The organism is Micromonospora haikouensis, assembly GCF_900091595.1.
GTDB classification, from domain to species: Bacteria; Actinomycetota; Actinomycetes; order Mycobacteriales; family Micromonosporaceae; genus Micromonospora; species Micromonospora haikouensis.
In genome coordinates, this window is sequence record NZ_FMCW01000023.1 from 83,182 (window position 1) to 103,656 (window position 20,475).

Annotated in this window: 21 protein-coding genes; 5 read left to right on the plus strand and 16 right to left on the minus strand. The window is 72.6% G+C overall.

Annotated elements, in window-relative coordinates:
- From GA0070558_RS22780 to pyrR, 3 genes are read right to left on the minus strand one after another with little or no spacing between them, the layout of a single operon-like run.
- Entirely contained in the window at window positions 1-1,332 is a 1,332-nt protein-coding gene (locus GA0070558_RS22780) for a dihydroorotase (RefSeq protein ID WP_077939408.1), read from the minus strand.
- The gene (locus GA0070558_RS22785) at window positions 1,329-2,255 is read right to left on the minus strand and encodes an aspartate carbamoyltransferase catalytic subunit (protein ID WP_043967966.1); all 927 of its coding nucleotides are present in this window, start codon (window positions 2,253-2,255) and stop codon (window positions 1,329-1,331) included. Before GA0070558_RS22785 ends, GA0070558_RS22780 begins: the two co-directional genes overlap by 4 nt.
- Window positions 2,252-2,839: a bifunctional pyr operon transcriptional regulator/uracil phosphoribosyltransferase PyrR gene (gene pyrR, locus GA0070558_RS22790; protein WP_043967965.1), complete on the minus strand. Its 588-nt coding sequence runs from the start codon at window positions 2,837-2,839 to the stop codon at window positions 2,252-2,254. Before pyrR ends, GA0070558_RS22785 begins: the two co-directional genes overlap by 4 nt.
- A 284-nt stretch (window positions 2,840-3,123) precedes the next feature.
- Here pyrR and bldD point away from each other — a divergent pair, with 284 nt between their 5' ends.
- Entirely contained in the window at window positions 3,124-3,612 is a 489-nt protein-coding gene (bldD, locus tag GA0070558_RS22795; RefSeq protein WP_007075816.1) for a transcriptional regulator BldD, read from the plus strand.
- A 115-nt stretch (window positions 3,613-3,727) separates the two neighbouring features.
- Here the strand turns inward: bldD and nusB are convergent, their stop codons facing one another.
- The 4 genes from nusB to aroB form a co-directional block, all read right to left on the minus strand.
- A complete protein-coding gene (gene nusB / locus GA0070558_RS22800; RefSeq protein WP_176734315.1) occupies window positions 3,728-4,138 on the minus strand; it encodes a transcription antitermination factor NusB in 411 nt (136 codons plus the stop codon).
- A 23-nt stretch (window positions 4,139-4,161) separates the two neighbouring features.
- On the minus strand, window positions 4,162-4,719 hold the full coding sequence (gene efp / locus GA0070558_RS22805) for an elongation factor P (RefSeq protein ID WP_007075814.1): 558 nt from the start codon (window positions 4,717-4,719) through the stop codon (window positions 4,162-4,164).
- 73 nt (window positions 4,720-4,792) lie between these two features.
- The gene (gene aroQ, locus GA0070558_RS22810) at window positions 4,793-5,242 is read right to left on the minus strand and encodes a type II 3-dehydroquinate dehydratase (protein WP_091283411.1); all 450 of its coding nucleotides are present in this window, start codon (window positions 5,240-5,242) and stop codon (window positions 4,793-4,795) included.
- Window positions 5,239-6,315: a 3-dehydroquinate synthase gene (aroB, locus tag GA0070558_RS22815; protein ID WP_091283413.1), complete on the minus strand. Its 1,077-nt coding sequence runs from the start codon at window positions 6,313-6,315 to the stop codon at window positions 5,239-5,241. Before aroB ends, aroQ begins: the two co-directional genes overlap by 4 nt.
- 381 nt (window positions 6,316-6,696) lie before the next feature.
- Here aroB and GA0070558_RS22820 point away from each other — a divergent pair, with 381 nt between their 5' ends.
- Window positions 6,697-7,218 carry a DUF2243 domain-containing protein gene (locus GA0070558_RS22820; protein WP_091283415.1) on the plus strand — a complete coding sequence of 174 codons (522 nt, stop codon included), beginning with the start codon at window positions 6,697-6,699 and terminating at the stop codon, window positions 7,216-7,218.
- A gap of 7 nt (window positions 7,219-7,225) precedes the next feature.
- Complete coding sequence (locus GA0070558_RS22825) at window positions 7,226-8,023, plus strand: cytochrome c oxidase assembly protein (RefSeq protein ID WP_091283417.1); 798 nt, start codon at window positions 7,226-7,228, stop codon at window positions 8,021-8,023.
- A 46-nt stretch (window positions 8,024-8,069) separates the two neighbouring features.
- Here the strand turns inward: GA0070558_RS22825 and GA0070558_RS22830 are convergent, their stop codons facing one another.
- The 3 genes from GA0070558_RS22830 to GA0070558_RS22840 form a co-directional block, all read right to left on the minus strand.
- Entirely contained in the window at window positions 8,070-8,603 is a 534-nt protein-coding gene (locus tag GA0070558_RS22830) for a shikimate kinase (RefSeq protein WP_091283420.1), read from the minus strand.
- Window positions 8,604-8,626: 23 nt separating this feature from the next.
- Complete coding sequence (gene aroC, locus GA0070558_RS22835; protein ID WP_077939401.1) at window positions 8,627-9,805, minus strand: chorismate synthase; 1,179 nt, start codon at window positions 9,803-9,805, stop codon at window positions 8,627-8,629.
- Between the two features lie 155 nt (window positions 9,806-9,960).
- On the minus strand, window positions 9,961-10,773 hold the full coding sequence (locus tag GA0070558_RS22840; protein WP_091283422.1) for a hypothetical protein: 813 nt from the start codon (window positions 10,771-10,773) through the stop codon (window positions 9,961-9,963).
- Between the two features lie 20 nt (window positions 10,774-10,793).
- Between GA0070558_RS22840 and GA0070558_RS22845 the strand changes: the two genes are divergently transcribed.
- Together GA0070558_RS22845 and GA0070558_RS22850 are read left to right on the plus strand one after the other, a co-directional pair.
- A complete protein-coding gene (locus GA0070558_RS22845) occupies window positions 10,794-11,876 on the plus strand; it encodes an NsdA family TPR-like regulatory protein (protein ID WP_500862221.1) in 1,083 nt (360 codons plus the stop codon).
- A 120-nt stretch (window positions 11,877-11,996) separates the two neighbouring features.
- Window positions 11,997-12,596, plus strand: coding sequence for an XRE family transcriptional regulator (locus GA0070558_RS22850; protein WP_256092076.1), 600 nt, complete (start codon window positions 11,997-11,999; stop codon window positions 12,594-12,596).
- 148 nt (window positions 12,597-12,744) lie between these two features.
- On the opposite strand, the gene GA0070558_RS22855 is transcribed toward GA0070558_RS22850, so the two are convergent.
- The 6 genes from GA0070558_RS22855 to GA0070558_RS22880 all read right to left on the minus strand — a co-directional run bounded on the left by GA0070558_RS22855 (window position 12,745) and on the right by GA0070558_RS22880 (window position 20,466).
- The gene (locus GA0070558_RS22855; protein WP_091283482.1) at window positions 12,745-14,613 is read right to left on the minus strand and encodes a glycerophosphodiester phosphodiesterase family protein; all 1,869 of its coding nucleotides are present in this window, start codon (window positions 14,611-14,613) and stop codon (window positions 12,745-12,747) included.
- Window positions 14,614-14,845: 232 nt separating this feature from the next.
- On the minus strand, window positions 14,846-15,688 hold the full coding sequence (locus tag GA0070558_RS22860; protein ID WP_091283426.1) for a shikimate dehydrogenase: 843 nt from the start codon (window positions 15,686-15,688) through the stop codon (window positions 14,846-14,848).
- Window positions 15,688-16,890, minus strand: coding sequence for an endolytic transglycosylase MltG (gene mltG, locus GA0070558_RS22865; protein ID WP_091283428.1), 1,203 nt, complete (start codon window positions 16,888-16,890; stop codon window positions 15,688-15,690). Before mltG ends, GA0070558_RS22860 begins: the two co-directional genes overlap by 1 nt.
- A complete protein-coding gene (gene ruvX, locus GA0070558_RS22870) occupies window positions 16,887-17,348 on the minus strand; it encodes a Holliday junction resolvase RuvX (protein WP_091283430.1) in 462 nt (153 codons plus the stop codon). The genes mltG and ruvX overlap by 4 nt, the downstream gene beginning before the upstream one ends.
- A gap of 137 nt (window positions 17,349-17,485) precedes the next feature.
- Window positions 17,486-20,164, minus strand: a complete 2,679-nt coding sequence (gene alaS, locus GA0070558_RS22875) for an alanine--tRNA ligase (protein WP_077939393.1) — start codon at window positions 20,162-20,164, stop codon at window positions 17,486-17,488.
- Window positions 20,161-20,466: a hypothetical protein gene (locus GA0070558_RS22880; protein WP_043967926.1), complete on the minus strand. Its 306-nt coding sequence runs from the start codon at window positions 20,464-20,466 to the stop codon at window positions 20,161-20,163. The genes alaS and GA0070558_RS22880 overlap by 4 nt, the downstream gene beginning before the upstream one ends.
- Window positions 20,467-20,475 lie beyond the last annotated feature (9 nt).

Here is a 20,475-nt window from a genome sequence, read left to right on the forward strand (position 1 = left end):
TTAGTTAACAGCCTTTCCGTCCAGGACCGTCGGCTCGCCGCGCAGGAAGGTCGCCACGATGCGACCCGGCAGCGTCATGCGGGCGTACGGGGTGTTGCGACTGCGGCTGGCCAGCTCCGCGGGCTCGATCACCCGGCGGGCCGCCGGGTCGACCAGGGTCAGGTTGGCCGGCACGCCGGGGGCCGGGTCGACGCCGTGGCCGTCGAGCCCGGCGATGCGGGCCGGGGCGCGCGACATGCGCTCGGCGATCAGGTCCCACTGCGGGCCGAGCACGTCCAGCGCGATCGACAGCGCCGTCTCCAGGCCGAGCATGCCCGGCCGGGCGTACGCCCACTCGCACTCCTTGTCCTCCACGGCGTGCGGGGCGTGATCGGTGGCGATGACGTCGATCACGCCCTCGGCCAGCGCGGCGCGCAGCGCGGCGATGTCGGTGGCCGTGCGCAGCGGCGGGTTGACCTTGAACACGGGGTCGTAGGCTCCGGCGGGGCTCCAGTTGTTCGCGAGTGCGGGGCTCGCAAGCTCACTCCTCCCGCTCACGACCGCGTCCGTCAGCAGCAGGTGGTGCGGGGTCACCTCGGCGGTGACGCGTACCCCCCGGGCCTTGGCCTGGCGCAGCACCTCGACGCTGCCGGCGGTGGAGACGTGGCAGACGTGCAGGCGGCTGCCGACGTGCTCGGCGAGCAGCACGTCCCGGGCGATGATCGCCTCCTCGGCGACCGCCGGCCAGCCGGTCAGCCCGAGCCGGGTGGACACCTCGCCCTCGTGCATCTGCGCGCCCTCGGTGAGCCGGGGCTCCTCGGCGTGCTGGGCGATGATCCCGTCGAACGCCTTGACGTACTCCAGCGCCCGGCGCATCAGCTTCGGGTCGGCGACGCAGTGCCCGTCGTCGGAGAAGATCCGCACCCGGGCCGCCGAATCGGCCATCGCGCCCAGCTCGGCCAGGCGCTCGCCGGCCAGGCCGACGGTGACCGCGCCGATCGGCTGCACGTCGACCAGCCCGGCCTCCCGGCCGAGCCGCCAGACCTGCTCGACCACGCCGGCGGTGTCGGCGACCGGGGAGGTGTTCGCCATCGCGCAGACCGCCGTGTAGCCGCCGAGCGCCGCCGCCCGGGAGCCGGACTCCACGGTCTCGGCGTCCTCGCGGCCCGGCTCGCGCAGGTGGGTGTGCAGGTCGACCAGGCCGGGCAGGGCGACCAGCCCGGTGCCGTCGACCTGCGTGGCGTCGGGCGCGGTGAGGCCGGCGCCGGTCTCGGCGACGACGCCGTCGCGGATCAGCAGGTCCGTCGGCGCGGCGCCGACGACGCTCACGTTGGTGATCAGGTACGCGGTCACAGGTTGTTCCCCCCGAGCAGCAGGTAGAGGACGGCCATCCGCACGGAGACCCCGTTGGCGACCTGTTCGACGATGGTGGAGCGGGGCGAGTCGGCGACCTCGGGCGTGATCTCCATGCCCCGGTTCATCGGCCCGGGGTGCATGACGATCGCGTGCTCCGGCAACCGGCGCATCCGGGGCGCGTCGAGCCCGTAGCGGCGGGCGTACTCGCGGGCCGAGGGGAAGTAGGAGTCGGTCATCCGCTCCCGCTGCACCCGCAGCATCATCACCACGTCCACGTTCGGCAGCACGGCGTCGAGGTCGTAGGAGACGTCGATGCCGGGCGCGAGGGCCTGCGCGATGTCGACGGGGATCAGCGTGGGCGGCCCGACCAGGGTGACCTTCGCCCCGAGGGTGGACAGCAGCAGCACGTTGGAGCGGGCGACCCGGGAGTGCAGCACGTCCCCGACGACCGCGACGTGCAGGCCGGCGAGCCGCCCCAGCCGGGCCCGCATCGTGTACGCGTCCAGCAACGCCTGGGTGGGGTGCTCGTGGGTGCCGTCGCCGGCGTTGACCACCGACCCGTCGACCCAGTCGGCCAGCCGGTGCGGGGCGCCCGAGGCGGGGTGCCGGACGACGACCGCGTCGGCCCCCATCGCCTGGAGGGTGAGCGCGGTGTCCTTCAGGCTCTCGCCCTTGGTCACGCTGGAGCCCTTGGCCGAGAAGTTGATCACGTCGGCGCTGAGCCGCTTCGCCGCCGCCTCGAACGAGATCCGGGTGCGGGTGGAGTCCTCGTAGAAGAGGTTCACCACGGTCCGCCCGCGCAGCGCGGGCAGCTTCTTGACCTCGCGGCCGGCGACCGTGGCCATCTCGGCGGCGGTGTCCAGGATCAGGGTGGCGGTGGCGGCGTCCAGGTCGGCGCCGGAGAGCAGGTGGCGGATCATGCGGCGGTCGCCTCCCCGTACAGCCTGACCTCGTCGGCGCCGTCGGTCTCGGCGAGGGTGACCTTCACGTTCTCGGCCAGCGCCGTCGGGATGTTCTTGCCGACGTAGTCGGCGCGGATCGGCAGCTGCCGGTGGCCGCGGTCGACCAGGACGGCGAGCTGCACCGAGGCGGGGCGGCCCACGTCGCTGAGCGCGTCGAGAGCGGCCCGGACGGTGCGGCCGGAGAAGAGGACGTCGTCGACGAGGACGACCCGCTTGCCGTCGATCCCGCCGGCCGGGAGCTGGGTCGGGCCGACCGCGCGGGTGGCGTGCCGGCGCAGGTCGTCGCGGTAGAGGGTGATGTCGAGCACGCCGGCCGGGACGGCGACGTCCTCGAAGGTGCCGATCCGGGCGGCGAGCCGCCGGGCGAGCGGCACCCCGCGGGTGGGAATCCCGAGCAGCACCGTGTCGGCGGCGCCCTGGGTCTTCTCGAGGATCTGGTGTGCGATGCGGTCGACCACGCGCGAGACGTCCGCTGCGGCGAGGATCACCTTCACCGAGGGTTGTCGCGGTGGCGACGTGTGGGCAGCCGACGGGTAGGCCACGGCGGACCTCCTTCCCCGCCTCACGGGACGGGTCGTTAAAGGACGTCTGACGCCTCCGGCGGGCCGCGGGCGACCCGGGCGGGGGCTGCATGCCACGTTACCAGCGGTCATGGGAGGGGCCGACGCCGGCACTGACCCCAGAATCAGGCTGGCGAATCGGGATAACTCCACCCGCCCAGCCCAACGGTAGGGTCACGACCACTTGACCAGTTGTCGCAATCCCCGTACCGTCACGCTCCGTAGCGATCGCGGGGTGAACCCCGAGCAGCACTGGGAGTGTCCGAATGCCCTCTGAATACGCCAAGTCGCTGGGCGCCCGCCTGCGCTCCATCCGCCAGCAGCAGGGCCTGTCCCTGCAGGGAGTGGAGGAGAAGTCCAACGGGCGGTGGAAGGCCGTGGTGGTCGGCTCGTACGAGCGCGGTGACCGCGCCGTCACGGTGTCCCGCCTGGCCGAGCTGGCCGACTTCTACCGGGTGCCCGTCTCCGAGCTGCTGCCCGACGGCAGCGGGGTGCGACACGAGCCCACCAGCAAGATCGTCCTGGACCTGGAGCGGCTCTACGACGACGCCTCCGAGGACCTGGCCTACGTCGCCCGGTACGCCCGCGCCATCCAGCAGCAGCGGGGCGACTACAACGGCCGGGTGCTCTCCATCCGCGCCGACGACCTGCGCGCCCTGGCGATCGTCTACGACGCCTCGCCGTCCGGGCTGATCGAGCGCCTCACCGAGCACGGCGTGCTCGTCGCCGACCCGCGGGCGTTCTTCGCGTCCTGACGCGCCCACGGGGCGCTCTTCGCGCCCCGACAAAGGTCACGCCGAAAGGGCCCGTGCCGCAGGCACGGGCCCTTTTCGACACCGCCACACCGGCCGGCGCCCCGAGGGGGGACGGTCAGCGGGTGGCGTACTCGGCGATCCGGCCGAGCACCCCGTTGAGGAAGCGCGGCGAGTCGTCGGTCGACATCTGCCGGGCCAGCTCGACGGCCTCGCTGATCGCCACCGCGTCGTCGAGCTCGTCGACGTAGAGCAGCTCGTAGACGGCGATGCGGGCCAGGTTGCGGTCCACCGCCGGCATCCGGTCCAGCGTCCACCCCTCGGCGTAGCTGGCGATCAGCTCGTCGATCCGGTCCAGGTGCGCGGCCACCCCCTCGACGAGGCCGACCGCGTACCCCAGGTGCTCCGGGTGGGGCTTCTCGATCCGCTCGACGTAGCCGGCGAGCACCTCCACCGGCGGCCGGTCGCGCAGGTCGGCCTCGAAGAGCACGTCCAGCGCCCGCTTGCGCGCCTTGCGGCGCGCCGGCATCTGCTGCTTGGGGCCCTCGGCCATCAGGCGCGGCCGAGGTAACGGCCGTCGCGGGTGTCGACCTTGATCTTCTCGCCGGTGGTGATGAAGAGCGGCACCTGCACGGTCGCGCCGGTCTCGACCGTCGCCGGCTTGTTGCCGCCGGTGGACCGGTCGCCCTGCAGGCCCGGCTCCGTGTAGGTGATCTCCAACACCACGGAGGTCGGCAGCTCGATGTAGAGCGGCACGCCCTCGTGGGTGGCGACGGTCGCCTCGGCCTCCGGCAGGAGGTAGTTGGCGGCCTCGCCGACGGTGCCCCCGGGGACGGTGATCTGGTCGAACGTCTCCAGATCCATGAAGACGTAGTCCTCGCCGTCGGCGTAGAGGTATTGCATCGTGCGCTTGTCCACGGTCGCGGTCTCGACCTTGGTGCCCGCGTTGAAGGTCTTGTCGACCACCTTGCCGGACAGCACGTTCTTCAGCGTGGTACGCACGAAGGCGCCACCCTTACCGGGCTTGACGTGCTGGAACTCTACGACGGCCCAGAGCTCCCCGTCGAGGTTGAGTACCAGGCCGTTCTTCAGGTCGTTGGTGGTGGCCATTTCCTGCCTTGATCATCAATTGGCGGACAGACCTGGCAAGTCTACTAGCTGCCGCCGCCGGCCGTACCCGCCGTCAGCCGCCGGTCGTTCCCGCGCCCGCGCGGGCCGCCAGGTGGTGCAGGGCGAGCCGGTAGCCGTCCACGCCCAACCCGCAGATCACCCCCGTCGCCACCGCCGAGACCACCGAGTGCGCGCGGAACTCCTCCCGGGCGTGGATGTTGGAGATGTGCACCTCCACCAGCGGGCCGCGCAGCAGGGCGCAGGCGTCCCGCACCGCGATCGAGTAGTGCGACCAGGCCGCCGGGTTGAGCACCACCGCCGCCTGCTCGTCGGCCGCCTCGTGCAGCCAGCCCACCAGCTCGTGCTCGGCGTCGGTCTGCCGCACCGTCACGTCCAGCCCCAGCTCCCGGCCGGTCGCCTCGCAGAGCCCCACCAGGTCGGCGTAGCTGGTCGCCCCGTACACGTCGACCTGGCGGGTGCCCAGCCGACCCAGGTTCGGCCCGTTGAGCACGTACACCCTCATGAGGAGACCTCCCGGTAGGCGGCGTGCAGCAGCTCGTCGTCCGGGCCCTCCAGGATCGCCGGGCGGGCCAGCGCGTCGAGCACCACGAACCGCAGCCGCGAGCCGCGGCTCTTCTTGTCCACCCGCATCGCGGCCAGCAGCTGCGGCCACGCGTCGGCCCGGTACGCCGTGGGCAGCCCCAGCGCCGTCAGCACCGTGCGGTGCCGCGCCGTGGTCTCCGGGTCCAGCCGGCCCGCCAGCCGGGCCAGCTCCCCCGCGTAGACCAGGCCGACGGACACGGCGTGCCCGTGCCGCCAGCGGTACCCCTCCACCTTCTCGATCGCGTGGGCCAGGGTGTGGCCGTAGTTGAGCACCTCGCGCACCCCGGACTCGCGCAGGTCGCCGGAGACCACGTCGGCCTTCACCCGGATCGCCCGCTCGATCAGCTCCCGGACCACCGGCGACGTCGGGTCCGTCGCCGCCGCCCGGTCCCGCTCCACCAGGTCGAGGATCACCGGGTCGGCGATGAACCCGCACTTGACCACCTCGGCCAGCCCCGCCGCCAGGTCGGCCGGCGGGAGGCTGTCGAGCACCGCGAGGTCGCACAGCACCCCGACCGGCGGGTGGAAGCCGCCCACGAGGTTCTTGCCGGCCGCCGTGTTGATCCCCGTCTTGCCGCCCACCGCCGCGTCGACCATGCCCAGCAGCGACGTCGCCACCGGCACCCAGCGCACCCCGCGCAGCCAGCAGGCCGCGACGAAGCCGGCCAGGTCGGTGACCGCGCCGCCGCCCACCCCCACCACCGCGTCGGTGCGGGTGAAGCCCGCCTCGCCGAGCTGGTCCCAGCACGCGGCGGCCACCTCGATGGCCTTGCCCGCCTCGGCGTCCGGCACCTCCACCAGCAGGGGGGCCGCCCCGGCCGCCGCCAGGCGCGCGCCGATCGCGTCGGCCAGCCCCTTCAGCGGCGGAGCGTGCAGCACCGCCACCCGGGTCGCGCCGGGCAGCAACGTCGGGAGCGAATCGAGCAGGTCGCGTCCCACCAATACGTCGTACGGCCGCTCGCCGCCGACCGGAATCCGGGTCACCTCGTCCATCGCCCGGCAGCCTAGTCCAGCCACGGCCCCCACGACGCCGCCTGTCCACTCCGTGGCGGGTTTCGTAAGGAGGGGCCCCTTGTTAACGCTTTCTGTATAGGAAGGGCCCCTTCCTAACACCACGCGCGGCGCGACGCCCGCGCACGGCGCGACTCCGCTGCACGACGGGTCGCCGGCGCACGACGGGTCGCCGGCCGCCACGTCACCGGCGGCGGCCAGCGGCGTTTAGCCGGGCAGAGCGGGGGCAGCGTTTCCAGCACAGGCGACGGTCCGGACCCGGACGACGTTCTCAGCACGGCGGCGTCTCCGGCACGGACGGCGTCTCCGGCACGGGCGACGTCTTCCGGCACGGGCCGGCCGACGAGGCGGAGGTACCCCGCGATGAGCACACCCAGCACCGAGGGCACCGACATCCGGCTGCCCGCCACGATTCTCGGCATCGGCCTCGGCGGCTTCGCCGACGGCATCGTGCTGCACCAGGTGCTCCAGTGGCACCACATGCTCAGCGGCACCGGCAGCGACAACGTCGGGGTGAAGGCGTACCCGGTGGACACCGTGCCCGGCCTGGAGATGAACACCCTGTGGGACGGGATCTTCCACGTGGTGACCTGGGTGGCGGTGCTGACCGGCCTGGCCCTGCTCTACTCCCGGGTCACCGGGTCGCGGGGCCGGCTGTGGCGCTCCCCCGTGCTGTGGGGCTGGGCGCTGGTCGGCTGGGGGTTGTTCAACCTCGTCGAGGGGATCGTCGACCACCACCTGCTCGGCATCCACCACGTGCGCGAGGGCGCGTACCGGACGTGGTGGGACCTCGGGTTCCTGGCGCTCGGGGCGGCGTTGGTCGCCGCAGGCTGGCTGGTGCAGCGCCGCGGCACGATCGTGGACGTCTGCGCCGACCGCCGGTGACCCCACGATGATCGGGGGCCTGGCAGTGGGAGGAGGCAGCCACGGCGGGCACGACGGGTACGCGCCGGGGCCGGCGCTGCTCGTACCCCTGGTGATCTTCTGGGTCTATCTCGCCGCCGCGCTGCGGCAGCGCGGGCCCGACGGCGGCGGCTGGCCGCACCGGCGCACGGCGGCCTTCGGCGCGGGGGCCGGCCTGCTGGCGGTGGGGCTGACCCTGCCGGCCGGCGGCTTCGCCGCGCACGCCTGGCAGCACCTGCTGGTCGGCATGCTCGCGCCGCTCGGGCTGGTGCTCGGCGCGCCGGTCACCCTGGCGCTGCGCAGCATCGACCGGCGGCGCGGCCGGGCCCTGGTGCGGCTGCTGCGCCGCCCCGCCCTCGCCGCGCTCGCCCACCCGGTGACCGGCCTCGCGCTCACCGCCGGCGGGCTGTACGCGCTGTACCTGACGCCGCTGTACCGGGCGACGCTGGCGCACCCGGTCCTGCACCACCTGGTGCACCTGCACTTCCTGCTCTCGGGGCTGCTCTTCGCCTGGTCGGTCGCCGGCCCCGACCCCGGCCCGCACCGCCCCCGGGTGCCGGCGCGGCTCGTGGTGCTCGGGGTCGCCGTGGCCGCCCACGCCGCCCTGGCCCAACTGCTGTACGCGGGACTCGCCGTGGACGTCCCCGCCCCGCCCGAGCAGCTGCGCGCCGGCGCGACGGTCATGTACTACGGCGGTGACCTGGCCGAGATCGCCCTGGCGCTGGCCCTGCTCGCCACCTGGCGTCCGGCGGTAAGGAGGGGCCCCTTGTTAACGCATTCTGCATAGGAAGGGCCCCCTGCAAACACTCTCGCATGGGGCGGCGGGGAGCGCCTCAGGCCTTGAGCAGGGCGGCGACCTCGGCGGCGATCTCCTCCGGCGTACGCCCGTCGGTGACCACCGTCGCGGTCGACACCTCGGCGTAGAGCGGGCGGCGCTGGTCCATCAGGTGTTTCAGCGTCGCCCTCGGGTTGATCGCCAGCAGCGGCCGGCCGGCGCCCAGCCCGACCCGCTTCACCGCGTCGGCCAGCTCGACGCTCAGGTGCACCACGGTGTGCCCGACCAGGGCGGCGCGGTTCTCCTCGGCGAGCACCGCGCCGCCGCCGAGGGCGAGCACCCCGGCGCAGGAGGTCAGCGCCGCGGCGGTGGCGGCCCGCTCCAGGGCGCGGAAGTGATCCTCGCCCTCGTCGACGAAGATCTCCGGGATCGGCTTGCCGGCCATCGCCTCGATGTCGGCGTCGGTGTCGCGGAACTCGACCCCGAGCTGCGCGGCGAGGGTCTCCCCGACGGTGGTCTTCCCGGAGCCGGGCGACCCGACGAGGACGACCACCGGCCGCGTCCGGCCGACCGGGTCACCACTGCGGCTCACCGCATCATCACCGGGAGAGGTGCTCACCGGATCACCAGGGAGTCGAGGTAGCCGGCCAGGTTGCGGCGCATCTCGGCCACCGAGTCGCCGCCGAACTTCTCCACGGCGGCCTCGGCGAGCACCAGCGCCACCATCGCCTCGGCGACCACGGCGGCGGCCGGCACGGCGCACACGTCGGAGCGCTGGTTGATGGCGGTCGCCGGCTCCCCCGTGGTCACATCGACCGTGGCCAGGGCCCGGTTCAGCGACGAGATCGGCTTCATCGCCGCCTTCACCCGCAGCGGCTCGCCGGTGGTGATGCCGCCCTCCAGGCCGCCGGCCCGGTCGGTCACCCGGCGCACCCCGGTCGCGGTCGGCACGATCTCGTCGTGCGCCTCCGAGCCACGGGAGCGGGCCTGCAACCAGCCGTCGCCGATCTCCACGCCCTTGATCGCCTGGATCGACATCAGCGCCGTGGCGAGCCGGGCGTCGAGCTTGCGGTCCCACTGCACGTGGCTGCCCAGGCCCGGCGGCACCCCGTACGCCAGCACCTCGACCACGCCGCCCAGCGTGTCGGCGGCCTTCTTCGCGGCGTCGACCTCGGCGACCATCCGGGCGCTCGCGTCGGAGTCGAGGCAGCGCAGCGGGTCGGCGTCGATGCGCTCGGCGTCCTCGGGCGTGGGGCGCAGCCCCGGCTTCGCGGCGACCGGGCCCAGCTCCACGACGTGCGAGACGATCTCGATGCCGAGGGCCTGCTTCACCAGGGCCTTCGCCACGGTGCCGACGGCGACCCGGGCGGCGGTCTCCCGCGCGCTGGCCCGCTCCAGGATCGGCCGGGCGTCGGTGTGGCCGTACTTCTGCATGCCGGCGAGATCGGCGTGGCCCGGACGCGGGCGGGTCAGCGGCGCGTTGCGGGCCTGCCGGGCCAGCTCGTCGGGGTCCACCGGGTCGGCGGCCATCACCGTCTGCCACTTGGGCCACTCGGAGTTGCCGACCCGGATGGCGACGGGGCTGCCGAGGGTGACGCCGTGCCGGAGCCCGCCGATGATCTCGACGACGTCCTGCTCGAAGGCCATCCGGGCACCCCGGCCGTAGCCGAGCCGGCGGCGGGCCAGCTCACCGGCGATCTCGCCGGTGGTCACCTCGATCCCGGCGGGCACGCCCTCCAGCATCGCGACGAGGGCGGGACCGTGCGATTCACCTGCAGTCAACCAGCGCAACACGTGGGCAAGTCTGTCACGCCCGGGTTACGTCCCACCGGGCCGCCCACCGCGTCCCGCCCTACGGACGCGCCGCCCGCACGCCACGCCCCGCAGCAGACGAGATCGTGGACGCTTGCTGTCCGCCCGGCTGACAGCAGCTGTCCAAGGTCTGGCGCCTACTGCCGGGTCAGGCCGAGGACGGCGGCCAGGCGGGTGACGTCGGCGGGGGTGGGACCGGTGCGAAGAATCGTGGTGAGGGCGACCCTGGCGGCGGAGCGGGTGCGAGTCTCGGCGGGGGCGAGGCGGTCGGCGGTGAGGAGAGCACGGCCGGCAGCCGCCGGGTCGCCGAGGTCGAGGTGGGCGCGGGCGATGTCGATGAGGTGGGCGGCGCGATGCTCGGCGGGGAGCCGGTGCCACCCCTCGCTGTTGGCGGCGTGACGGTGGAGCGTGACGGCACGATGGTGGTCGCCGAGGTGGGTGGCGGCCAGGGCACGGGCGAGGGTGACAGCGACCGGGCCGAAGGCGACGCCGTCGCCGTCGTGCTGCCGGTTGCCGTGGGCGGCAGCGAGGTCGACGGCGCGTTCGGTGAGATCGTGGGCGGTGGCGGCGTCACCACAGGTGGCGGCGGCGAGGGCGGCCTCGATCAACAGGGTCCCGGTCAGTCCCGGTCCGTCCGGCAGGAAGGCGCGCGACGGCGTCCGGTCGAGCTGGTGTACGGCGCTGAGCGCGGCAGCCTTCGCGAGGCGGCCCCGGCGCAGGGCGCGCAGCGCCTGGGCAAGGGAGACGGCGGCGAGCCCGGTGCGGTGCGGATCTCCAGTAGCGGCCATCATGGCGCGATCTGCGGCCAGCAGGCCGAGGTGGGGTTCACCGAGCTTGACCAGCGTCTGGGCGGCGAGCCGGTAGACGCGGACGAGCGGGTCGGGGGCGGACGCGTCCCCGGTCGGGGTGTGGTGGGCGTGCCGGATGGCGGCGAGCAGGTCGGGCAGCACCCGCCTCCGCTGGTCTGGATCTGCCCTGGTCCTCAGCCGGGGCCTTGCGGGCAGCCGAGGTGGTGAACGAATCTGAGGGAATGATGCACCGACGGATGTTCCTCACTCTGCTCGGTTCCGCACTCACGTCACCGGCACACGAGTGGCTGATCGCCCAACCACCAGCGGACATCGCGTCGACCGCCGGCCGGCACCTGTCGGGCGAGGTCGTCGACCACCTGGACGCGGTGACGGCCAGCCTGCGACGCATGGACGACCACCTCGGCAGCGGCCACACCCTCGGGCTGGTCCGCCAGCATCTGAGCGTGGTGGTCGGGGCGCTGCAAGAGCACAGCTACACCGACACCGTCGGTCGGCGTCTCCACGCCACCGCCGGAGAGCTGCTGCGCCTCGCCGGCTGGCTCTCCTTCGACGACGGTCACCACACTCAGGCCCAGCGATTCTGGATCGCCGGCCTCTACCAGGCCAACGCCGCCGGCGACCGTGGGCTCGGCGCGAACATCCTCGGCTTCATGTCCTGCCAGGCCAAGGACCTGGGTCAGCTCCGCCAGGCTGTCACCCTCGCCGAAACTGCGCGAGCCAGCTACCCCACCACCAGCCCGAAGGTGGCGACGATACTCGACCTGCGCGCCGCCGAGGCGTACGCCAACAACAGGGCGGAGACCGACACCCGGCGCGCGCTCGACAACGCATTCGGCAGGTTCACCGACAGCAGGCCGGAGCACGGCGACCCGGACTGGTCGTACTGGATCAACGAGGCGCAGGCACATGCCCAGGCCGGCTACTGCTTCGTCAAGCTCGAAGACTGGCCACGCGCCCGCGATCATCTCCGCACTGCCCTGCGGCTACAGGGCAACGAGTACACCCGCGAGGGCGCACTGCGAAACGCTCTGCTCGCCACCACCTATGTCCAGCAGGAGCAGCCCGAGCTGGACAAGGCCCTCGCGCTCGGCGACCAGGCCGTCCAGACCCTGACCGGCCAGGTCACCTCTGCCAGGTGCATCAAGCATGTGCGCAATCTGGTCGGCGCGCTGGCTCCATACCGGCGTACGCCCGCCGTCCGCCAGTTCTGCCAAGACGCACAAGACCTCATCGCCGCCTGACGCGGCAAGGAGAGCCGACACAGCCGGCCTTCCTTCGCTGACCTCGACGAAAGCGCGATGTGGACGTGAAGACCGTGGAAGGGTGGTCAGCCGAGGGCTGTCCCTCACTCTCGTTGCAGAGTGCGAGCAGCCGAGGTGTCGGGCGAGGATGTGAGGGTGCTGTGGCCTGAGATGATCCGACGTGCCGTGAAGGTCGGAAGCGATCGCGAACTGATAGGCATCTATCCACGCCGCGCAGACCTGCCCCGGCCGGCGTTCCGTGATGCCATCGGGCAGGCCAGTTCTCGGCTCTGGTTCGGTGGATACACCAGCTACTTTCTCTGGCTGGAGGTGCCCGGCATCTCCGCCACGCTCGAAGCGAAAGCCAGCGCCGGAGCCGACCTGCGATTCCTGCTCGGGGACCCGGACAGCCCGGTCACGGCCGAGCGAGAGAGGATCGAAGCGACTCCGCTCACGCTGTCGACTCGCATCGCGATGACGCGCGCGGAGCTCAGCAAGGTCGGTGCCACGATTCCGGTCCGGTTCTCTACCCGTCATCTCGCGATGTCCGTGTGGCTCTTCGACGAGGAGGCCATAGTCGCCACGCACATCGGGGCGGGGCTCGGGCAGGACTCCGTGACGCTGCACCTGCGACGACGGCAGGACGGAGGAGCGTTCGACCGGTACGTCGAGCACTTCGAGTCCTTGTGGACTGACGGCAAGCCTGCCCCACAGCACTGAACCCCAACCACCACCTCACCCCCTCCCCGGGCCCAGGCCCCGGCCCGGTGATCAAGAGAAAAGCGTCAAGTTTGATCATCACGATGACGCAAACCTCTTGATCACCGACCGGGGCGAGGCGGGGCGCACGCAGAGGGCGGGGCCGGGGTTAGCGGGTGGCCAGGGTGCGGGCGTCGGCGGCGATGACGCGTGCCTTCGCCTCCGGCAGGAAGCGGCCGGCGTGCTGGTCGGCGTACCGGGCCAGCTCCGCGTACCGGTGCTTGACGAGATAGTTGGTGAGCACCGTGAGGGCGTGTTCCTTCGCGCCGGAGGTGAGCACCAGGTGGCCGAGGCCGGCCGGGGTCACCGCCACGGTGAAGGTGGCCTCGGCGGTGGCCGTACCCTTCGGGCCGGTCGCCACGGCGCGCAGCCGGTGCGCGCCGGCTGCCAGCGCGGTCAGGTCGAAGGGCTTGCCCACCGGCAACGCCGCGCCGTCGAGGGTGACGGTCACGGTGTCGGCGTCGGTGGCCGGCACGGTGAGCACCGGCCGCTGCGCCCGGTCCAACGCGACGCCGTCGGCGGGGGCGGCGATCGACACGGTGGGGACGGCCGCGCCGAGCTGACCGGCGGCACTCCAGCCGGCCAGCTCCGCCGGCCGGTTCGTGATGATCCCGTCGGTGCCGATCCGTTCCAGCTGCTGCCACTGGGCCGGCGAGTCGACCGTCCAGGCCATGACGGCGACACCGGCGGCGTGCAGGTCGGCGATCACCGACGGCCGGGCCAGCAGCGCCGTACCCGTCGGGTTGTACGCCGTGACGCCCAGCTCCCGCGCCACGGCGACCGGGTCGGCGTCCAGGCCGCTGCGCAGCAGGCCGGTCGGCAGCTCGGGGGCGAGTTCCCGGGTGTAGCGCAGGGCGTCAACCTCGAAGCTCTGCACGAAGACGCGCGCCGTCATCTTCTCGGCGCGGATCACCTCGACGATGCGGGCCACCTCGTCGCGGGTGTGCGCGCCCTTGATCTCCAGCAGCAGGTTGCCGCCCCGGGTCCGCAGGTCGACGAGCTGCTCGGCGAGGGTGGGCAGCCGGGCCCCGGCGTACTGCGGGGCGAACCAGGAGCCGGCGTCGAGCGCCTTGAGCTGGGCGGCGGTGAGGGTACGGATCGCGCCCGAGCCGTCGGTGGTGCGGTCGACGGTGGCGTCGTGCAACACGAACGGCACCCCGTCGCGGCTGGGCTGGACGTCGTTCTCGACGAAGTCCGCGCCGGAGCGGCGGGCGATCTCCTGCGCGACGAGCGTGTTCTCGGGGGCGGCGGCGGACGCCCCCCGGTGGGCGATGACGGTCAGCGGCGCGCCGGCCGGGCGCAGGTAGCCGTTCGGCGGCAGCTCGGTGACCAGCACGTCGTCGAAGGAGACGCTGCCGCCGTTGACGATCAGGGCCTGCCCGCCGTCGGTGGACCGGGTGAGGCTGCTGGTGCGCAGCAACTGTCGGCCGTCGAGGAACCAGCGGGCCTGGTTGCCGTGCACCTCCACGACGACCTTCATGTCCCGCCCCGTGCCGGCGGCGTACGGTGCCGAGCCGGTGTTGGTGACGTTCCAGGCGTTGGCGGTGGTGAGCTGGGCGAACTCCAGGCCGTTCGCGGCAGTGGTGCCGCTGCGCATGGTCGCGATCCACCACGGGGTACGCCCGTCGGCGGGCACGTCGAGGCCGAGCGCCGTCCACCGGGTCGCCTCGGCGACGGACTCGAAGCGGACGGTGGCGGAGAACCGGAAGTCGGTGAGGTGCCGGCCGAAGGTGATCTTCTTGGTGCCGCTGGTGGCGGTGCCGCGCAGCCGGCCGTCGCGCACCGTCCACTCGCCGTCGATGGCCCGCCAGCCGGCGGGCAGCGTACCGGTGGAGAAGTCCTCGGCGACGACGACGTCACCGGGCTTCGCGGCGGCGGCGGGGGCGGAAACGGGAACGGCGGCGAACAGGCCGGCGGTCGTGGCGAGCGCCACGAGGACGGCCACGGGCCGGCGCGGCCGTCGGTTCAAGGTCAACATGCCCCGCACGCTAGGAACCGCGCCCGAACGTCCGGTGTCGTCACAGCTGACACCGGCCGACCCCCGGATGCACACCCGGCGGGCCACCGGTCCGCTCGGTGGACGGCGAATGTCGGGGAGATGGCGGTATCCGTGGGCGCGGATACCGCCATGTCGCCGACATGGCGGCGCTGAACCGGCCGCGCCGCCACGCCGCGCAGCCACGCGGGGCGAGTCGGGGCGAGTCGGGGCGCTAGCGGGTCGGGCGGATCTCGATGCCTACCTCGGCCGACAGCGCGGCGGCCATCGCCGCGACCGGGGCACGGACGCCGGTGAAGTGCTCGAACTGGCCGACCGCCTGGGCGACCAGCAGATCCAGCCCGGACACGACCCGGCAGCCGGCCGCCTCGGCCGAGGCGGCGAGGGGCGTGGGCCACGGATCGTACAACGCGTCGAAGTAGACCGCGCCGGGCCGCCACCGGGCGTGCGCCGCGATCGGGTCGGCGACGCCCTTCGGGACGGTGGAGACGACCACGTCGGCGTCGGTGTGCCCGGCCGCATCGGCCCAGTCGGCACCGGCCAGGCGCAGGCCGAGCGCGTCGGCGGCCGGGCGCAGTTCGTCGATGGCCGACGCGCGACGGGCCACCACGGTCACCGTGCCCGAGCCGAGGCGGGCGGCTGCGGCCAGGGCGGCCCGCGCGGTGCCGCCCGCGCCGAGCACGGTGAACCGGGCCCCCGGCGGCACGCCGGCCGCGCCGAGCAGCTCGATCATGCCGGCGGCGTCGGTGTTGTCCGCGTACCAGGAGCCGTCGGGGCGGTGGACCAGCGTGTTCGCCGCGCCCATCGCGGCGGCGACGGGCGACACCTCGGCCGCGAGGACGAGGGTGGCCTCCTTGCAGGGCATGGTCACCGACAGCCCGGCCCACTCGGGGCCGAGGCCGCCGACCATCGCCGCCAGCTCCGCCTCCGCGCACTCGATCGTCGTGTACGACCACCCGGCGAGGCCGGCGGCGGCGTAGCCGGCGTTGTGGATCACCGGGGAGAGGGAGTGACTGATCGGCTTGCCGACCACCGCCGCCCGCCGTGGCGTCGTCATCAGATGATCCCGGCCTCCTTGGCCTTCGCCTCGTTCTTCAACTGCTGCTCGTAGGTCTCGGCGAAGGCGGAGTGGCCCTTGTCGTCGATCGCCACGAACCAGAGCCACTTGCCGGGGGGCGGGTCCATGGCCCCCTCCATGGCCTGCTTGCCCGGGTTGTTGATCGGGGTGGGGATCATCCCCCGCAGCTTGCGGTTGTACGGGTTCTTCTTGTCGTCCAGCTCGGCCTGGGTCATGTCCTTCGACTTCTTGCCCTCCTTGCCGATGGACTCGAAGTAGTAGTTGACCGTGACGTCCATCTCCAGGCAGTTGCACGGGAACTCGCCGTACACCCGGTTGTAGGCCACCCGGGCGACCTTGCCGAGGTCGTCCTTGTTGCCGGCCTCGGCCTGGGCGAGGGACGCGACGATCAGCGCCTCGTACGGGCTGATGCCGCCCCGCTCCTCCTGCACCCGGTCGGCGAACTTCATCTCGCCGGTGACGGTGAGGAAGTTCTGCACCATCGTCGACAGCAGGATCTCGGCGGTGGCCTTCGGCGGGATCTCGTACGTGTCCGGGTAGAGGAAGCCCTCGATCGACTTCTTCGCCGGCTTGCCGTCGGTGCGCTTGAACCACCAGTCCGGCACGCCGAGCCCTTCCGGGTCCTTCGCGGCGGCCTCGAACTCCTTGATCGGGATCTTGGTCTTGTCCGACAGCAGCTTGTAGACGTTCTTGGCGGTGCGGCCCTCGGGGATGGTGACCTGGTTGGTGATCTTGTTCTTCAGGTCGAGCAGCATGACCAGGGCCTGCTCGCCGCTCATCTGCTTGCGCACCTTGTAGGTGCCGGGCTGGATGTTCTTGCTACGCGAGTTGGCCTCGGCCGCCTCGATGAACGCCTTGGCGCTCTTGACCACCCCGGCGTCGTAGAGCGCGACGGCCATGTCGGCGATCAACGCGCCCTGCTTGATCTCGACGGTCACCTCGCCCGTGCCGGCCCCGTCGTAGTCGGGGGTGACGAAGTAGCTCTGCACCCGGTCGAAGCCATAGAAGGCCCCGCCGCCGATGACGCCGAGCAGCACGAAGGCCATCAGCAGGGCGAGCGCGGTCTTGCCCCCGCTCCCGCCCGACTCGCCCTTGCGCTTGCGTACGTAGCTGCGCCGGTGCTTGCCCTTGTCGCCACTCCGTTCCGACTCGTCGAAACCGAGGTCCAGATCGTCGATCATCGCGTCCGCCTCCGCTGCGCGTCCAGCCAGCTCTGCAGGATCTCGACCGCGGCGGCCTGGTCGACCACCGCGCGTTGGCGCTTTCCCCGGACGCCACGCTCGGCAAGCCTACGAGAAGCCACGACCGTCGACATCCTCTCGTCGGTGAGCGTTACCGGAACGGGCGCTATTACGTCAGCCAACCGGTCAGCATACGCCTTCACATTCCGGGCGGCCGGGCCGTGCTGGCCGGAGAGGTTGACCGGTAGGCCGACGACCACCTCGACGCACTCGTGCTCGGCGATCAGGGCGACGATCCCGGCCATGTCGCTGGGCACCGCGTCCTCGGCCGCTGTCAGGTCCCGGCCGAGTGTCACCAGCGGGGTGGCCAGCACCCCGTGCGGGTCGGAGCGGGCGACCCCGACCCGCACCTGCCCCACGTCGACGCCCAGCCGGACACCGTGCACCGTTTCGGTCATGTTCCGTTCATCCTGCCCTGAAAGACCGTTCATCCTGCCCTGAAAAGACCGTTGTCCGCCCGGAAGCGGTTTTCGTCCTGCCCTGGAACGGGTCAGGGCGGACCGTGACGGCCCGCCCTGACCCGACGTGCGGCGCGCTACGCGTCGGCGATCGCCTGCTCGACCGTGGCCAGCAGCTTCGGCGCCTCGGCCGCCGGCAGGCCGCCGCCCTGGGCCAGGTCGTCGCTGCCGCCGCCCCGGCCAGAGAACGCCGCCTTGACCAGGTCCTTCGCCGCCAGGCCCCGGCTGCGGGCCGCCGCGTTCACGGCCACCACGAGGGACGCCTTGCCGTTCGACCGGGCCGCCACGGCCACCACGGCCGGACGGGCCGGGTCGATCTTGCCCCGGATCTCCTGGGCCAGGGTCCGCACGTCGTTGCCGGCCGCGCCCTCGGGCGCCTCGGTGCCGACGTACGCCACCCCGCGCACGTCCTTCGCCTGCCCGGCGAGGGCCGCCGCTCCGCCGAGCACGAGCTGGGCACGCAGCTTCTCCAGCTCCTTCTCGGCGTCGCGGAGCTGGGTGACGGTCTGCTCCACCCGGTCGGCGACCTGGTCGCCGGGGACCCGGAACAACTCGGCGAGCCGGGAGACCAGCAGGTGCTCGCGGGCCAGGAAGCCGAACGCGTCCATGCCGACGAGCGCCTCGATGCGGCGTACGCCCGAACCGACCGACGCCTCGGAGAGGATCTTGACGAGGCCGAGCTGGGCCGAGCGGGCCACGTGGGTGCCGCCGCACAGCTCCCGGGCGTAGTCGCCGACCTCGACGACCCGCACCCGCTCGCCGTACTTCTCGCCGAACAGCGCCATCGCGCCGATGCGGCGGGCCTCCTCCTGGCTGGTGACGAAGGCGTGCACCTCCAGGTCGGCCAGGAGCACCTCGTTGACCTGCTGCTCCACGTCGTGCAGGACGCTCGGCGACACGCCCGTCGGGGTGTTGAAGTCGAAGCGCAGCCGGCCCGGCGCGTTCAGCGAACCGGCCTGGGTCGCCGACTCGCCGAGGAAGTTGCGCATCGTCTGGTGCACCAGGTGGGTGGCCGTGTGCGAACGGGAGATGGCCCGCCGCCGGGTCACGTCGATCTCGGCGTACCCCGTCTCGCCGGCACGCACCTCGCCCCGGACGACGCGGGCGCGGTGCACGATCAGGCCCGGCACCGGCTGCTGCACGTCGAAGACCTCGACCTGGCCGCCGCCGACGGTGATCAGGCCCTGGTCGGGCTGCTGGCCGCCGCCCTCGGCGTAGAAGGGGGTGGTGTCGAGCACCAGCTCGACCGTGTCACCCTCGGCGGCCGCGCCGACCTGGTCGCCGCCGGCGAGCACGGCACGGACCCGGGACTCCCGGTTCAGCTCCGTGTAGCCGGTGAACTCCACCGGCCCGCCCGCGTCCAGCACCGACCGGTACGCCGACAGGTCGGTGTGCCCGGTCTTGCGCGCCCGCGCGTCGGCCTTGGCCCGGGCCCGCTGGTCGGCCATCAGCCGGCGGAAGCCGTCGGCGTCGACCTGGAGGCCCTGCTCGGCCGCGATCTCCAGGGTCAGGTCGATCGGGAAGCCGTAGGTGTCGTGCAGCTGGAACGCCTTGTCGCCCGACAGCGCCGGCTTGCCCGCCGACTTGGTCTCGGCGATCGCCGTGTCCAGGATCGTCGTCCCGGCGCGCAGCGTCGCCAGGAAGGCGTCCTCCTCGGCGTACGCGTACTGCGAGATCCGGTCGAACTCGGCCGACAGCTCCGGGTAGGACGGGGCCATGCAGTCCCGCGCCACCGGCAGCAGCTCGGGCAGCGCCCGGTCCTGCCAGCCGAGCAGCCGCACCGCCCGGATGGCGCGGCGCATGATGCGGCGCAGCACGTACCCGCGCCCCTCGTTGCTCGGGGTGACCCCGTCGCCGATCAGCATCAGCGCGGTGCGCACGTGGTCGGCGATCACCCGCAGCCGCACGTCGTCGGGGTGCGACTCGCTGGCGACGTGGCCGGAGTGCGCACCGTACCGCTTGCCGGTCAGCTCGGCGGCGCGCGCCAGGATCGGCCGGACCTCGTCGATCTCGTAGAGGTTGTCGACGCCCTGCAGCAGCGACGCCATCCGCTCCAGGCCCATGCCGGTGTCGATGTTCTTCTTCGGCAGCTCGCCGACGATCTGGAAGTGCTCCTTGCTCTGCACGTCGTCGATCTGGAACTGCATGAAGACGAGGTTCCAGAACTCCAGGTACCGGTCCTCGTCGACCTCCGGGCCGCCCTCGCGCCCGTAGGCAGGGCCCCGGTCGTAGTACAGCTCGGAGCACGGGCCGGCCGGGCCGGGGATGCCCATCGACCAGAAGTTGTCCTTCTTGCCCCGCCGGACGATCCGCTCGGCCGGCATGCCGACGGAACGCCAGATCTCCGCCGCCTCGTCGTCGTCGAGGTAGACCGTCGCCCAGATCCGCTCCGGGTCCAGCCCGAAGCCGCCCTCGGCGACCGACTTGGTGACCAGGTCCCAGGCGAGCGGGATCGCCCCGGCCTTGAAGTAGTCACCGAAGGAGAAGTTGCCGTTCATCTGGAAGAACGTGCCGTGCCGGCTGGTCTTGCCGACCTCGTCGATGTCCGGGGTGCGGATGCACTTCTGCACGCTGACCGCCCGGGAGTAGGGCGGGGTGTGCTGCCCCAGGAAGTAGGGGACGAACTGCACCATGCCGGCGTTGACGAACAGCAGGTTCGGGTCGCTGATGGCGGGCAGCGGAGCGGACGGCACCACGGCATGGCCGTTCGCCTCGAAGTGGGCGAGATACCGCCGCTTGATCTCCGCCGTCTTCATCGCTGGTGCTCCTCCGGAAAGATCTCTCGGTCGCCGATGCGCGGGTCCTCCCGCAGCTCGGCGAACTGGTCGTCGAACGCCTCGCCCCGGGCGAACGCCTCGTGGATCTCCTGCTCGCGCTCGGCCATCCCGATCCGGACGTCCTCCACGAAGCTACGCAGCGACTCCACCAGACCGCCAGCGGATTGCGACAGGCCACCGGCGATGCCGGCCGGCGTGTACGCGTGCGCGGCCTGGGTCGCCTTGCGCACCACCACCACGCCGACGGCCAGCCCGATGCCCAGCCAGAACAGGCGCCTCATGATCTCATC

Bases quoted from the DNA above. Each gene is read 5' to 3' on its own strand.
- ruvX (WP_091283430.1), bottom strand. From the start codon at position 17,348: ATGACCGAAACGGTGCACGGTGTCCGGCTGGGCGTCGACGTGGGGCAG.
- GA0070558_RS22785 (WP_043967966.1), bottom strand. From the start codon at position 2,255: ATGATCCGCCACCTGCTCTCCGGCGCCGACCTGGACGCCGCCACCGCC.
- GA0070558_RS22820 (WP_091283415.1), top strand. From the start codon at position 6,697: ATGAGCACACCCAGCACCGAGGGCACCGACATCCGGCTGCCCGCCACG.
- aroB (WP_091283413.1), bottom strand. From the start codon at position 6,315: ATGGACGAGGTGACCCGGATTCCGGTCGGCGGCGAGCGGCCGTACGAC.
- alaS (WP_077939393.1), bottom strand. From the start codon at position 20,164: ATGAAGACGGCGGAGATCAAGCGGCGGTATCTCGCCCACTTCGAGGCG.
- GA0070558_RS22855 (WP_091283482.1), bottom strand. From the start codon at position 14,613: ATGTTGACCTTGAACCGACGGCCGCGCCGGCCCGTGGCCGTCCTCGTG.
- GA0070558_RS22825 (WP_091283417.1), top strand. From the start codon at position 7,226: ATGATCGGGGGCCTGGCAGTGGGAGGAGGCAGCCACGGCGGGCACGAC.
- aroQ (WP_091283411.1), bottom strand. From the start codon at position 5,242: ATGAGGGTGTACGTGCTCAACGGGCCGAACCTGGGTCGGCTGGGCACC.
- mltG (WP_091283428.1), bottom strand. From the start codon at position 16,890: ATGATCGACGATCTGGACCTCGGTTTCGACGAGTCGGAACGGAGTGGC.
- bldD (WP_007075816.1), top strand. From the start codon at position 3,124: ATGCCCTCTGAATACGCCAAGTCGCTGGGCGCCCGCCTGCGCTCCATC.
- efp (WP_007075814.1), bottom strand. From the start codon at position 4,719: ATGGCCACCACCAACGACCTGAAGAACGGCCTGGTACTCAACCTCGAC.
- GA0070558_RS22860 (WP_091283426.1), bottom strand. From the start codon at position 15,688: ATGACGACGCCACGGCGGGCGGCGGTGGTCGGCAAGCCGATCAGTCAC.
- nusB (WP_176734315.1), bottom strand. From the start codon at position 4,138: ATGCCGGCGCGCCGCAAGGCGCGCAAGCGGGCGCTGGACGTGCTCTTC.
- GA0070558_RS22880 (WP_043967926.1), bottom strand. From the start codon at position 20,466: ATGAGGCGCCTGTTCTGGCTGGGCATCGGGCTGGCCGTCGGCGTGGTG.